This is a genomic window from Nonomuraea turkmeniaca, assembly GCF_005889735.1.
GTDB lineage: Bacteria > Actinomycetota > Actinomycetes > Streptosporangiales > Streptosporangiaceae > Nonomuraea > Nonomuraea turkmeniaca.
The window spans coordinates 1-13,359 of the sequence record NZ_VCKY01000267.1 but is presented as its reverse complement, the minus strand read 5'-3'; the positions used below and the strand labels follow the sequence as shown (position 1 = coordinate 13,359).

Genomic DNA, 13,359 nt, shown 5'->3' with positions numbered 1-13,359 from the left:
GGGCGGGCGAGAACAGGTCGGAGCCGGTGTAGAGCATCCCCGTGGCCGGACCCGACGGCGGCGGGCCGGGCGGCATCGAATAGTCCGCGCGCTGGAGCGGCATGCCCTGATCCGGGCGCTGCGGCGGCATGTCCTGTTGCTGGTGCGGGGCGCCGTTCATGATGTAACCGGTGGCGGGGCCGGCGGCCGACGGGGGCGCCATGCGGGCGGCGTAGTCGACCTGCTGGTCCCCCGCCCGGTACTCGGCCACCAGATCACCCAGCCCGGCCGGCCTGCGCGGCGGGGCCTGCGGCAGGTCCGCGGCCGGCACGGGCTCGGGCATGGCCCCGCGCCCTCGCTGGCCACGCTCGCCGGCCGGCATCGGCTGCTTCACAAGGTCTCCTCGCTTGTCGTCGAAGTCGTCCTCGTCGTCGTCCTCGTACGGCGCCAGCGGCCGCAGCACGACGTACCAGATCGCCGCCCCGGCCACGGCCAGCAGGGCCGTGGTGAACAGCGGCGGCACCGTGAACCTCAGCGCGCCGACGAGCGCGATCCCCGACGGGACGATGACCAGGGACGCGTGCAGGTTGTCGGTGTCGTACTCGTCGCCGCTGCGCCACTTGAGCGCCGCGACCACGAGCATGGCCAGCATGATCAGCACCGAGATCGCGTGCACGCCGATCAGCAGATAGCCGGGGACAAGACCCCAGACGGCCGATCCCGCGGGCAGTGTCTTGCCCATCTCGGTCGTCTTGAGCGGGTCGAAGATCATGATCGTGCCCGCGACGATGGTCAGCGCGATGCCCATCAACCACGCGAGGAACCGCGGCGGCACCCGCTCGGCCAGCAGCTGGATCATGCCGATCGCGAGCCAGATCGGCGCCAGCATCGACCCCGTCACCTGATAGATCCGGAACGTGACCGGCCCGAACCCCATGAGGTAGCCGACGGCGATCACGCCCAGTGACAGGCACAGCGCCACGGCCGCGACCGCCCAGGCGATCAACCACCCCTCGGGCTCGTCGCGCAACCGTCTGATCAACGCACCGGCCGCGAAGGCGGCGAGGAGCGCACCGGCAAGACCTATGACAGCAACGAGGATCTCCATGGTGACTCCAATGCTGCCGGAGGATGCCTCCCAGCCGGTAGCCGATGACGGAACGGGTACGACAGGTGAGCCGGGTTGACCGGTTCACAGCAGGTAGGGGACTGCGCGCCTACACGGTATCCGCCGATTACACCTAGTCATGCATGCACTCAGCGGATTGTGGAATTTCCGGTTGATTTCTAGAGTGTTCGAGCACGCCGCACCCCTTACCCCTAGGGATACCGGATGCCTGACTCGTCGCCGTTCGCCGGGCTGCTCGCGCCAGCGGTCGCTGGACCTGCCCCGACGGGCGAGCTCGCCGTGCGCCCAGAGGCGCCCGGCGCCGGACGGGTGCCCGGCGACGCAGGCGGGGACGAACGCGTGCCGGACGACGTGCGCACGCTCGTGATGCACGCCAAGAACGGATGCACGGAGTCTTTTGGCACGCTCTATGACCGCTACGTGGACCTGGTCTACCGCTACATCTACTTCCGTGTCGGCTCCCACCAGCTCGCCGAGGACCTGACCAGCGAGACCTTCCTGCGGGCGCTCCGCAGGATCGCCGACTTCACCTGGCAGGGCCGGGACTTCGGCGCTTGGCTCGTGACCATCGCCAGGAACCTGGTGGCCGATCACTTCAAATCGGGGCGGTACCGGCTCGAGATCCCCACCGGGGAGATCCTCGACGTTCCGCTGGACGGCTCCCACATCCCGGAGAACGCCGTGGTCACGGCCATCATCAACGACCGGATGCTGCGTGCCGTCCGGGACCTCAATCCCGAACAGCAGGAATGCGTGGTCCTGCGCTTCCTGCACGGCCTCTCGCTCGCGGAAACCGCGCTGATCATGGGGAAGAAGAGTGGAGCGATCAAAGCGCTGCAGTTCCGTGCCGTACGCGCGCTCGCCCGGGCGCTCAAACACGACCTGGCGTAACCTCCCCCGTCCACCCCTCGTTAGGCAGGTGTCAAGGCCATAGGGAGCTGCCATGAGTAGGGCGCGCAGGCGGCGGGAACGCGTGCTCGAGCACCTCGCGGAGCTGCGACGGCTGCCGATCGGCGGCGCGCCGGAGCCGGACTTCCGCGCCCGGCTGCGCGCGGAGCTGCTCTCGGGCGCCCTCGCAGCGGAGCGGGCACACTCTGCCGCACCCAAGCACGCGCGCCGCCGCCCGGCGCGCAGGCGGCCGCTGCTGTCCCATCTGGCCACGTTCGGTCTGGCGGCGGCCATGATGGTCTCGGCGTTCGCCACGTACCAGGCGGTGCCGGGTGACTCGCTCTACCCGCTCAAGCGCGCCGCCGAGAGCACGCTCGTACGCCTCAGCGCCGACGACGCCGAACGCGGCGAGCGGGAGCTGGACTCGGCCAAGACCCGCGCCAAGGAGGTCGCCACCCTGCTCGGCTCGTCCGACAACCCCCCGCTGGTCGGCGAGACGCTCGAAGAGATGGAGAGGTCCACGCGGTCGGGCATCAGCAGGCTGGAACGGGCCGAGCCGCGCTCACCGAAGATCGAGAAGTTCGCGCGCGACCAGAGGGGCGTCGTCGGGCCGATGCTCCCGCGGCTCAGCGAGGACCAGCAGACCCAGGCGGAAGGCTATCTGCACTACATCGAGGGGCTGGCCGCCCCACAGTAAGCTGAGGCCCATGTGGCGGCTAATTCGACGACAACACGAGGTGGAGCCCCGGGCCGCCGGCGAGGCCGCGGCAGAGGCGGCTGTCACCGTCGCACCGGTCGAGCCGGACCTCCAGGCGGCGGCCTTCTTCGACGTCGACAACACGATGATGCGCGGCGCCTCCATCTACCACTTCGCCAGAGGGCTGGCCACCCGCGGCATGTTCACCACGTCCGACCTGTTCAAGTTCGCGGTGGGGCAGGCGGTGTTCCGGCTGCGGGGCAACGAGAACCCTGAGCACATCGCGGTGGCGCGGGAGACCGCGCTGGCGTTCGTGGCCGGCGCCAAGGTCGACGACGTCGTACGCCTCGGCGAGGAGATCTACGACGAGGTCATGGCCGACCGCATCTGGGGCGGCACCCGGGCGCTCGCCCAGGGCCACCTCGACGCCGGTCAGCGCGTCTGGCTGGTCACCGCCACGCCCGTGGAGCTGGCCAGGGTCATCGCGCAACGCCTCGGCCTGACAGGGGCGCTCGGGACGGTGGCCGAGACCAGCAACGGCATCTACACCGGGCGGCTCGTCGGCGACCTCCTCCACGGCCCGGCCAAGGCCGAGGCGGTCCGGGCGCTGGCCCGCCGCGAAGGCCTCGACCTGACCCGGTGCACCGCCTACAGCGACTCGGCCAACGACCTGCCCCTGTTGTCGCTGGTCGGGCAGGCGGTGGCCATCAACCCGGACAGTGAGCTGCGGGAGCACGCCAGGAGACACGACTGGCCCATCAAGGACTTCCGCACCGGCCGCAGGGCGACCCTGACGGCCCTGCCCATCGCGGCCGGCGTGGGCGCCGTCGCCGGCGGAGTCGCCGCCGCCGTCGCCCTCCGCCGCCACTACCGCACCCAACGCTGACCGGCGTTACTTCAGGGACTTGAAGAGCTTGGCCGCCTCCGGTTGTTTCCACTGGAGGCGATTCTTGTCCTCGGCATACGGCTCCCACGGAATCGTGACGAAGCCCAGCTTGGTCTCCGAAAGCTCCGTGGCCAGCTCGTACATGGACTCCAGGTTCAAATCGGTCTTGACCGACTTGCGCACCTCCCCGAGCAAGGACTTGAGCCGAGCCGGATCGTTCAGCATCGTCATGGACTTCTTGAGCATGGCGAACACGAGCTGGTGCTGACGCCTGATCCGGCCGATGTCGGAACCGTCGCCGTGATAGCGCAGCCGAGCGTAGCCGAGCGCCGCCTCCCCGTTGAGCACCTGCTTGCCGGCCGGCAGCTTCAGCTTGGCCTTGGGGTCGTCCACCGGCTTCGCCACGGTGACCTCCACGCCTCCAAGCGCATCCACGATGCCCTTGAAGCCCGCGAAGTCCACCTCCACCGTGTGCTGGATGGGCAGCCCGGTCAGCTTCTCCAGCGTCTTCCTCAGGCAGGACGCCCCACCCGCGTTGTACGCCGCATTGATCATGTCCTTTCGGCCCGGGTGCCCCGAGCATGCGGGGATCGTCACCATCGAGTCGCGCGGCACGCTGACGGCCGTGGCCCGGCTCCGGTCGGCCGGCAGGTGCACGATGATGATCGTGTCGGACCGTTTCCCCGCGGCGGTCATCTGAGGGCCGTAGCGGGCGTTGCCCTCGCCCTCCCGCGTGTCCGACCCGATCACCAGCACGTTGCGGGTGCCGCTCATGTCCACGGCCTGCGACCCGGCGGGGGGCGTGGCGGTGTGCCTGTCGGCGATCAGCACGGTGGGCACGGCGACCGCGGTGGCCGTGGCGGCGGCCACGAGCCCGGCGGTCCACCAGGTCGCCCACAGGCGCCGCGGCCGGCCGCCCCGCAGCAGGCGGTCCCGCTGGCGGGCGAGCGTCGCGGGCGGATCGTGCTCCAGCTCCCCGCCGAGGTCGCGGAGCAGCTTCAGGTCGTCCATCGTCACTCCTCCTCCATGGGGTTGGCGTCGCCGAGCGCGGCACGTACCTTCCGCCTGCCCCTGTTGAGGCGGGAGCGCACGGTTCCGACGGGGATGCCGAGCGCCTGCGCGACCTCCTCGTACGTGAGATCGCCCCAGGCGATCAGCAGCAGGACGTCACGGTCCTTGGCGGGCAGGGCCGCCAAGGCGCCGGCCAGCTCGGCGCGTACGGCCTGAGCGGTCACGCCGGCGGCCACCCGGTCGGCGGGCGACTCGATGTCGGAGTCGACAGGGGCGCGCAGGAGGGCGCGGTAGCGGGCGGCCTCCTTGCGGTGATGCCGCGAGATGAGCTTGGTGAGGATGCCGAAGAGCCACGGACGGGCGTCTTCGTACGCCAGGTCGTAGCTCTTCCTGCGGGAGAAGGCGACCAGGAACGTCTCACCGACGAGGTCTTCCGCGGGCTCGGGACCGAGCCGTTTGGAGACGTACCGGTAGAGCATGGCGGAGTAGCGGTCGAATAACTCAGCGAACACCTCGGGATCGGTCCACGAAGCGCATACGAGCTCCGAGTCCGCACCCCGGGTGGCGGCTTGCAGGATCATCTCCGCCCTTCTGTAGGGGGATCGGTCACCGATGTCTTGCCACAACCCGCCACAAAGGTTCACAGCTCCTTGAGGAAGCCTCCGTCGATGGCGAACTCGGCGCCCGTCGTGCTGGCCGACCGCGGCGAGGCCAGCAGGGCGACCATGTCCGCGATCTCCTGCGGGTGCACCAGACGCCCGGTGACCAGCTTCATCATGTCAGGCGCGACCCGGGCGACGATGTCCTCCTTGGAGGCCCCGGCCATGCCGCCGATGACCTCGGCGGCCCCGCCCTCCTTGGTCCACCAGTGGGTGAGCACGGGCCCGGGCGAGATCGTGTTGACCCGGATGCCCTGCGCGCCGAACTCCTCCGACACGGCCTTGCCGACGTGGTTGAGCGCTGCCTTGGCCGCGCCGTAGTCGACGTTCATGGCGCCGGGCTGCCGGGCCGAGCCGCTGGAGATGTTGACGATCGAGCCGCCACCCCGTTCGATCATGACGGGCACGGCGGCGCGGATCATGCGTACGGCCGAGAACAGGTTGAACTCGAACATCGCCTGCCAGTCCGCATCGCCGGGCGTCATGAACCCGACCCGCGGCAACGTCACCCCGGGCGGCGGCCCGCCGGCGTTGTTGACGAGGATGTCCACGCCGCCGTACTCCTCCACCGCGCGCGCGATGACCCGCGCCGGCGCCTGCGGGTCCATGAGGTCGACCGCGACGTGCGTCGCTTTGGCGTCGACCGGCGTACGGGAGGCGGCGACCACGTACGCGCCCTCGTCGGCCAGCGTGCGGGCGACGGCGAGGCCGATGCCCTTGGACGCGCCCGTCACGACGGCGACGCGGCCGGAAAGCTCGAGATCCATGAGGTTGTCCCCTTCGGTGTTCAACGGCGAATCGCTCAGAGAACACCGGGGACGCCCCGCCGGTTGCACTAGAGGAACGGCGGGAAGGCGTGCCCTCTGCGCAGCCGCAGCTCGTTGAGCAGCTGCTGGATCACCTCGCGTACGTGGTCTGTGAGGTTGAACACCAGCATCGGGTCGTCGGCCGCCGACGGCTCGAACTCGTCGGTGCGGATCGGCTCGCCGAACTCGATCATCCACTTGGACGGCAGCGGCACCAACCCGAGCGGCCCGAGCAGCGGGAAGAACGGCGTGATCGGCAGGTAGGGCACCCCGAGCGTCCTGGCCAGGAACTTCAGATCCCCGATCTTCGGGTAGATCTCCTCGGCGCCCACGATCGCGGTGGGCAGGATCGGCACTCCGGCGCGGATGGCCGACGCCACGAACCCGCCGCGGCCGAACCGCTGCAGCTTGTAGCGCTCGGTGAACGGCTTGCCGACGCCCTTGAAGCCCTCGGGGAACACCCCGACCAGCTCACCCTTGCGCAGCAGGCGGTCCGCGTCCTCGCGGCAGGCCAGCGTGTGGCCGGTCTTGCGGGCCACGTGGCTGAGCAGCGGCAGCTGGTAGACCAAATCGGCGCCGAGCAGCCGCAGCGGCCTGCCCACGTCGTCGTGCATGGCCACCTGGAGCATCAGCGCGTCGACCGGTAGCGTGCCGGAGTGGTTGGCGACGACCAGCGCGCCGCCCTCCTCGGGCACGTTCTTCAACTGGACCGTCTCCACCCTGAACCAGTGGTTGTAGAGCGGCCTGACCAGCTCCAGGAAGATCTTGTCCGTCAGCTCGGCGTCGTAGCCGAACTCGTCGACCTCGTAGTCGCCGCTGACGCGCCTGCGGAGGAAGGACAGGAGCTTGGCCAGCGGCTCAGGCTCCGGCTGCTCGAAGGACGGGGCAGCGCTGATCGGGATCACGCGCGCGTCGCCCTCTTCGCTGGAAACGCTCAACTCGGCACACCTCCGAACGGGTGCAGGCCACGCGAACGCAAGAAGTCGTCATAGGCCGCCCCCGTCGTGAACTTGGGCTTCCAGCCGAGCTCGGCCTCCAGCCTGGAGGTGTCGACAGCACGGCCATGGCTCATCAGCCTGAGCTGCTCGGGTGAGTACTCGACCAGCCCGATCCTGCGCGCGCTGTTGCCCAGCAGCTTGAACGCGGGCGATGGCAGCGGCAGCGACACCCGCCCCGCCCGCCTGGCGCACTGCGACAGCAGCAACACGCCGGCCCCGGCCACGTTGTACGTGCCGGGGTGATCCTCGGTCGCCATCCGGCGCAACACCTCGACCGCGTCGTCCTCGTGGACGAACTGCAGCCGTGGGTCGAAGCCGAACACGGTCGGCAACACCGGCTGGGTGAAATAACGCGTCAGCGGCGAGTCCACGCCTGGACCCATGAAGTTGGCGAAGCGCAGCAGAGACACCGTCACGTCGGGCCGACGCCGGGCGAAGCCGCGTACGTAACCCTCGACCTCCACCGCGTCCTTGGCATAGCCGTGGCTGGGGCCGTCATGCGGCTCCAGGTCCTCGGTGAACACCGCGGGATCCCGTGGAGACGAGCCGTAGACGGCCGTAGTGGAGCGGACCACCACGCGCCGCACGATCGCCGACCTCTGGCAGGCGCCGAGCAGCTGCATGGTGCCGATGACGTTGTGCTCCTTCATGGCAGCCCTGCCACCGCTCCGCGAGGGAGCGCTGACCAGGCTCATGTGCACAACGGTGTCGATGTCCGCAGCCGCGATCACCTGAGCGATGTCGGGGCTGCGCAGATCCACCCGGACGAACTCCGTCCGGCCAAGAGAGATGCCGCCGTCCCGCGTCAACGAGGGGGGCGGCACGGTGTCGACTCCTATGACACGGCTGATGTCCGGGTCCGCAGCAAGAACGCTCGCCACCCGGGCGCCGATGTGGCGCGAGACCCCGGTGACGAGCACGGTGTGGGTCATCAGCGCCTCGCAGCTGCGTTGGTTACTTCTTGTTACGCCGCTGGATGCGCGTCTTCTTGAGCAGCTTGCGGTGCTTCTTCTTGGCCATCCGCTTGCGGCGCTTCTTGATAACAGAGCCCACGGGACCCCCTGGTGCTGGTAGCAAGTCTGATCGGAGTGCGAGCGCACACCGGCTCACAGACTACCGGCGATCCACGGTAGATCGCCCCTTGGGGGGTGAGAGCCCGGCCGCGTTTCGCCGCGGCCGGGCCTCTCCCGCGACAGCACTCACGGCGTGACCATCCACGTCGCTACGTCAACCTGCCTCGATGTAGGCCTCCCGAAGATAGTCGTGTACGGCCTGCTCGGGCACTCTGAACGACCGGCCTACCCTGATGGCCGGGAGCTCGCCGGAGTGTACGAGCCGGTACACCGTCATCTTGGACACCCTCATGACCGTCGCCACTTCTGCGACGGTCAGGAACTTCACCTCGCTGAGAGGTCTTTCGCCTGCACCCATCGGACGCCTCTTCCGCACGTGTTTCCGGGTTATCCCCACTGGTGCCATTGCTCACGCACGTGTACTGCCGTCAGCGTAAGTCGGGACTCCGAGTGCGCAAACCCCCTATTTTCTCTCTGGACGGAGCCACGTGTCAGCCGAACCAGCAAAATCGCTGGCCAGCAGCCGGGCCGAGCACCTGACTCGGACGTTGGAACTGTCCAAGTTGCCACACATAAGAGTCGCCGGAGCCCCATCAAAAGTTGGCAAAGGGACAGCGAGCCTCTTGGAATGCAGGCGCGAAAAGACGGTATCGGGAGGGCCGAATTCGACTCAAAGGGCTCGTGAGACTCCAGTGACCAGTCTGTCGGTCAGCGGAGCGTAATAGCGAGGTAGCACATTGTCGTCGAGTGGCACGACCACGTCAATCTTGCCTTCCGCCTCCCCGACGAACAGGCCCGGGTCGTTGCTGTCGGCGAACGCCACCGTCGGCACGCCGGCCTCACCGGCCGCTCCCGCCCAGCCGTGGTCGGCGATCACCAGGTCGGGCGTCTCCCCGTCGAGCTCGCCGAGCATGTGCCGCATGGGCGCGGAGTCGTGGGTGTGCACGAAGCCGCCCTTGTCGTCGAGCATCGCGATGTCCTGCAGGTAGCGGATCCGGCGCGGGCGGCCGAAGGCCGACCCGGCGTAGGTCCACCCCTCGCCCGGCGTCAGCAGCCGGGCACCGTGCGCGGCGCACAACGCGGCCAGCGGCAGATGGACGGCGAGCAACCCGGTCGGGTGGCCGGTGGCGAAGAGCACGCGCGGGCTCGGCCGCGACAACACCGCCGCGACCCGCTCGGCCATCGCGTCGATCGCGCCGATCGTCAGGTCGGGATCGATGGTGTCCTGGCCCCAGCGGTGCCCGGGGTCGGCGACCACGCCCGCGGACTTGGCCATGAGCGCCAGGATGTCGCGGTAGGACCACGGCTGGTCGAACGTCAGGCCCAGCATGTAGTAGTCGTCGCCGTTGGCCAGCGAGCTGTAGTGGTCGAGGTTGTTCTCACGGGAGGTCGCGACATCGCCGGCAATGCGGCTGCGGACGAGGTGCTCGCGGAGTTGGTCGCGGCTCAGCACAGCTCTTTCCTCGCTAGGGCATGGGGTCGAGGCCGTGCAGGGGGAACACCGCGTTCCGGGTCGCCATGACCGCACGGTCAATGGGGTCCGCTGGGTCATAACCACCGGATAGGTCATGAAATTCCGGGCTACGGCCGTCCGTCATGGTGAGCGGCGCTGTCTCGCCCGTACGCTCCCTGACGAGCGTGCGCCACTCCTGGCTGGTCGGCGTGGCCGGATCGAGGGGGTGCCCGGCCAGCTCGGCGATGAGGTGCGTCCACGCCCGCGGCACTACTTGGACCAGCTCGTATCCGCCGCCGCCCGTGGCGATCCACCGCCCGCCGGCCGTCTCGTGGGCCAGGCGGTGCAGGGCGGCGTACGCGGCACGCTGGCCGTCCACGCTCAGCATCAGGTTGGCGAGCGGGTCGAGCGCGTGGCTGTCGCAGCCGTGCTGGGTCACCAGGACGTCGGGCCTGAACTCGTGCAGCAGCGGCGGCACCACCGCGTGGAAGGCTCGCAGCCAGCCGGCGTCGCCGCAGCCCGCGGGCAGCGCCACGTTGACGGCGGTGCCGCCGGCGCCGGTCTCCTCGGGGAACCCGGTGCCGGGGAACAACGTGCGCGGGCTCTCGTGCAGGCTGATCGTCAGGACCCGAGGGTCGTCGTAGAACATCGCCTGCACGCCGTCGCCGTGGTGGACGTCCACGTCCACGTACGCGATCTTGCCTGCCCCCTGGGCCAGCAACCAGGCGATGGCCAGCGCGGGGTCGTTGTAGACGCAGAAGCCGCTGGCCGCGGAGGGCATGGCGTGGTGCAGCCCGCCGGCGACGTTGATCGCGTGCTCGGCCGTGCCCTCCCAGACCGCGCGGGCGGCGGCCAGCGAGGCGCCGGCGATCAGCGCGGAGGCCTCGTGCACGCCCCTGAACGCGGGGTTGTCGGCGGTGCCGAGGCCGCAGCCCAGGTCAGGCAGCCCCGAGGCGGACACCCGCTTGACGCCCTCGATGTAGTCACGCTTGTGGACCATGGCCAGCTCGTCGTCGCTCGCCGGCTCGCAGCCGGCCATCTCGACCTTGTCCAGGACGCCGAGCGAGCGGGCCAACGCCATGGTGAGCTCCACCCGGACGGGGGCGAGCGGATGGCTGGGGCCGAAGTTGTAGGCGGTGAGAGCGTCGTCCCAGATCACCCGTGCCGACCGGCTCATGTGCAACCCCTCTGTGCTCCCCGACGTGTTCATGGCCTAACCCCGTGAGGCGGGCTCGGTCGTCAGGCGACGGCACTTCCTCGCTTTTCGCCGACGTTACAGCAGGACAGACACCTCGTTGTAGCCCGGTTCATCGGGGGGAAACGTGATTTAGGGTTCTCAGCGTGCGCGTGGCGCGAACCTTTATGAAGATCGTGCGGTTCTTCCGACGCCCCCGGGTCTTCGACACGACGCTGGTGATCGTGCTCTCCATCCCGACGATCCTGGCCGTCGCCGCCATGGTCGTCCAGGGGGCGTTCGCTTCGCCGATGAGCGCGGTGCTCTACCAGCTGAGCGTCCTGCCCCTGCTCATGCGACGCCGCCGGCCCGTGGTGACCGCCGCGCTGGTGGCCGCGCTGGACTGCGTGAGCATTGTGGCGCAGTTCGTGACCTTCACCACCACACCCTCTGCCATCGCGTTCTACAGCGTGGGCCGCTACACCAGCGGCCGCCGGACCGCGATCATCACGACGGCGGGCTTCGTCTCCTACGCGACGGTCATGGAGCTGTACTGGCGGGCGCAGGGCGGCTGGCTGGCGGCGTTGATCTCCATAGGCGTATCAGTGGGCGTCGGGCAGCTCGTCCGCCTGAGGACCGAGCTCAACGAGCGCAGCAGGCGCGAAGCCACCGAAGCCGCCGTCCGTGCGGAGCGGCGCCGCATCGCCAGGGAGCTGCACGACGTGGTGGCCCACCACATCACCGTGATCAACGCCCTGGTCGGCGGCGCGCGGGCCACGCTCCCGCCCGAGCACGAGGTGGCCAGGAACGCGCTGGAGAGCGCCGAGCAGACCGCCCGCCGGGCGATGTCGGAGATGCGCCATCTGCTGGACGTGCTCAGGGCCGACGGCGGGGACGGCCCCGACGCCGCGACGGGGGTGGGCGCGGAGCGGCTCCCCGCGCTGATCAAGGAGGCGAAGTCGGCCGGGCTGCCCGCCAGCCTGACCGTGACGGGCGAGCCCGTCGACCTGCCCGCGGCCGTGGACCACGCCGTCTACCGCATCGTGCAGGAGGCGCTGACCAACACGCGCAAGCACGCGGTCAGCGGCAGGGCCAGCGTGCGGCTGACGTACGAGCCGGGCGCGGTGGAGGTCGAGGTGATCGACGACGGCCTGTCGAGGGAGCGCCATCGCCTGGCGAGGGAGCGCCGTCGCCTGGAGGAGCGGCGGGAGCGGAGCGACCAGAGCGGGGGAAGGCGGCGGCGTGTGGCGACCGAGCCGCCGAACGGAGTGAGGCCATGGGCAGGCGACGGCATCTGGCGACCGAGTCCGCCTCACGGAGTGCGGCAAATGAGTCGGCGACGCAGGACGGCGTGCCGGGGTTCGGGCTCGGCGGCATGGCCGAGCGCGTGGCATTATGCGGCGGCCAGCTGTCCACGGGCCCGCGTCCAGAAGGCGGATTCCGCGTGCACGCCCGCATCCCCCTGGAGCGAGCATGATCCAAGTCCCGCTGGAGCGAGCATGATCCGAGTCCTGCTGGTCGATGACCACGAGCTGGTGCGCAAGGGCTTCAGGCTCATGCTCGACGCCCAGCCCGACCTGAGCGTGGTCGGCGAGGCCGCCGACGGCGCGGAGGCGGTGGACCTGAGCAGGCGGCTCACGCCCGACGTGGTGCTGATGGACCTGCACATGCCGACCCTGGACGGCGTGCGCGCCACCGAGCTGATCACGACGGAGCTGCCCGCGGTCAGGGTGGTCGCGCTGAGCACCTTCGACCTGGACGAGAACGTGGTCGCGGCCCTCAGGGCGGGCGCCGACGGCTTCCTGCCCAAGGACGTCTCCCCCGAAGAGCTGATCGAGGGCGTGCGCGTGGTGCACCGCGGCGAGTCGGCCGTCGCCCCGCGCCTGCTGACCAGGCTGATCGGCACGTTCGTCCGCGCCTCCCGCCCGCGGGCGGTGCCCGCCCGGCTGGCCGGGCTGACGGACAGGGAGCGGGAGATCCTCGTCCTGATCGCCCGCGGCCGGTCCAATCAGGAGATCGCCGCCGGCCTGTCCGTATCCCCCTCGACCGTCAAGAACCACGTGACGAGCCTGTTCGCGAAGATCGGCGTCAGGGACCGGGCGCAGGCCGTGATCGTCGCCTATGAGGCGGCGTTGATCCACCCTGGAGAGTAGGACCAGGGTCCTACAGCCCTCCGCCAAGAACGGTCCCCCGGCATGAGGAAACCGGCCGCCCGCGGCGGCACCCTTGGATCATGACCGCGATTCGAGCAACGAACCTGAGCAAGCGCTACGGCGGCACCGTCGCGGTGGCGGACCTGTCGTTCGACGTCGAGCCCGGTCAGGTGACCGGATTCCTCGGGCCCAACGGGGCAGGCAAGTCGACGACCATGCGCATGATCCTCGGCCTCGACCGGCCCTCCGGCGGCTCCGTGGTCGTGGCCGGACGGCCTTACCACGCGCTTCGGCACCCCTTACACAAGGTGGGCGCCCTGCTGGACGCCAAGGCCGTGCACGGCGGGCGCAGCGCCCGCAACCACCTGCTGGCCATCGCCCAGAGCAACGGCATCCCGGCAAGCCGGGTGACCGAAGTGCTGGAGATGGTGGGGCTGTCGGAGGTGGCCAAGC

The 13,359-nt window shown here is 69.8% G+C and carries 14 protein-coding genes and 2 pseudogenes; 6 read left to right on the top strand and 10 right to left on the bottom strand.

The features are described 5' to 3' along the window. A pseudogene (locus tag ETD86_RS46060) lies at window positions 1-1,087 on the bottom strand (hypothetical protein); the annotation flags it as partial. A 225-nt stretch (window positions 1,088-1,312) separates the two neighbouring features. Here ETD86_RS46060 and ETD86_RS46055 point away from each other — a divergent pair. From ETD86_RS46055 to ETD86_RS46045, 3 genes are read left to right on the top strand one after another with little or no spacing between them, the layout of a single operon-like run. Further along, window positions 1,313-1,999 (top strand): sigma-70 family RNA polymerase sigma factor, encoded by a 687-nt coding sequence (locus ETD86_RS46055; protein ID WP_138672953.1) that lies wholly within the window; start codon window positions 1,313-1,315, stop codon window positions 1,997-1,999. A gap of 52 nt (window positions 2,000-2,051) precedes the next feature. Next, entirely contained in the window at window positions 2,052-2,693 is a 642-nt protein-coding gene (locus ETD86_RS46050; RefSeq protein WP_138672952.1) for a DUF5667 domain-containing protein, read from the top strand. Window positions 2,694-2,703: 10 nt separating this feature from the next. Then, complete coding sequence (locus tag ETD86_RS46045; protein WP_138672951.1) at window positions 2,704-3,579, top strand: HAD family hydrolase; 876 nt, start codon at window positions 2,704-2,706, stop codon at window positions 3,577-3,579. A gap of 6 nt (window positions 3,580-3,585) precedes the next feature. Here the strand turns inward: ETD86_RS46045 and ETD86_RS46040 are convergent, their stop codons facing one another. The 9 genes from ETD86_RS46040 to ETD86_RS46000 all read right to left on the bottom strand — a co-directional run bounded on the left by ETD86_RS46040 (window position 3,586) and on the right by ETD86_RS46000 (window position 10,756). After that, window positions 3,586-4,590, bottom strand: a complete 1,005-nt coding sequence (locus ETD86_RS46040; RefSeq protein WP_138672950.1) for an LCP family protein — start codon at window positions 4,588-4,590, stop codon at window positions 3,586-3,588. 2 nt (window positions 4,591-4,592) lie between these two features. Further along, window positions 4,593-5,171 (bottom strand): RNA polymerase sigma factor, encoded by a 579-nt coding sequence (locus ETD86_RS46035; protein ID WP_138672949.1) that lies wholly within the window; start codon window positions 5,169-5,171, stop codon window positions 4,593-4,595. Between the two features lie 59 nt (window positions 5,172-5,230). Beyond that, window positions 5,231-6,016: an SDR family NAD(P)-dependent oxidoreductase gene (locus ETD86_RS46030; protein WP_138672948.1), complete on the bottom strand. Its 786-nt coding sequence runs from the start codon at window positions 6,014-6,016 to the stop codon at window positions 5,231-5,233. Between the two features lie 68 nt (window positions 6,017-6,084). Further along, complete coding sequence (locus ETD86_RS46025) at window positions 6,085-6,993, bottom strand: lysophospholipid acyltransferase family protein (RefSeq protein ID WP_425465700.1); 909 nt, start codon at window positions 6,991-6,993, stop codon at window positions 6,085-6,087. Continuing rightward, the gene (locus ETD86_RS46020; RefSeq protein WP_138672947.1) at window positions 6,990-7,985 is read right to left on the bottom strand and encodes an NAD-dependent epimerase/dehydratase family protein; all 996 of its coding nucleotides are present in this window, start codon (window positions 7,983-7,985) and stop codon (window positions 6,990-6,992) included. Before ETD86_RS46020 ends, ETD86_RS46025 begins: the two co-directional genes overlap by 4 nt. Window positions 7,986-8,007: 22 nt before the next feature. Next, window positions 8,008-8,106, bottom strand: coding sequence for a 30S ribosomal protein bS22 (locus tag ETD86_RS46015; RefSeq protein ID WP_018654693.1), 99 nt, complete (start codon window positions 8,104-8,106; stop codon window positions 8,008-8,010). A gap of 174 nt (window positions 8,107-8,280) precedes the next feature. Next, window positions 8,281-8,484 (bottom strand): helix-turn-helix domain-containing protein, encoded by a 204-nt coding sequence (locus tag ETD86_RS46010; protein ID WP_026214222.1) that lies wholly within the window; start codon window positions 8,482-8,484, stop codon window positions 8,281-8,283. Window positions 8,485-8,796: 312 nt separating this feature from the next. Then, the gene (locus tag ETD86_RS46005) at window positions 8,797-9,579 is read right to left on the bottom strand and encodes a phosphatase (RefSeq protein ID WP_138672946.1); all 783 of its coding nucleotides are present in this window, start codon (window positions 9,577-9,579) and stop codon (window positions 8,797-8,799) included. Window positions 9,580-9,592: 13 nt separating this feature from the next. Continuing rightward, window positions 9,593-10,756: an acetoin utilization protein AcuC gene (locus tag ETD86_RS46000; protein WP_138672945.1), complete on the bottom strand. Its 1,164-nt coding sequence runs from the start codon at window positions 10,754-10,756 to the stop codon at window positions 9,593-9,595. A gap of 185 nt (window positions 10,757-10,941) precedes the next feature. Between ETD86_RS46000 and ETD86_RS59795 the strand changes: the two are divergent. The 3 genes and pseudogenes from ETD86_RS59795 to ETD86_RS45990 all read left to right on the top strand — a co-directional run. Further along, a pseudogene (locus ETD86_RS59795) lies at window positions 10,942-11,628 on the top strand (histidine kinase dimerization/phosphoacceptor domain-containing protein); the annotation flags it as partial. A 624-nt stretch (window positions 11,629-12,252) separates the two neighbouring features. Continuing rightward, complete coding sequence (locus ETD86_RS58765; protein WP_246149297.1) at window positions 12,253-12,906, top strand: response regulator; 654 nt, start codon at window positions 12,253-12,255, stop codon at window positions 12,904-12,906. A gap of 80 nt (window positions 12,907-12,986) precedes the next feature. After that, a partial coding sequence (locus ETD86_RS45990) for an ATP-binding cassette domain-containing protein (protein WP_138672943.1) occupies window positions 12,987-13,359 on the top strand: 373 nt, incomplete at its 3' end.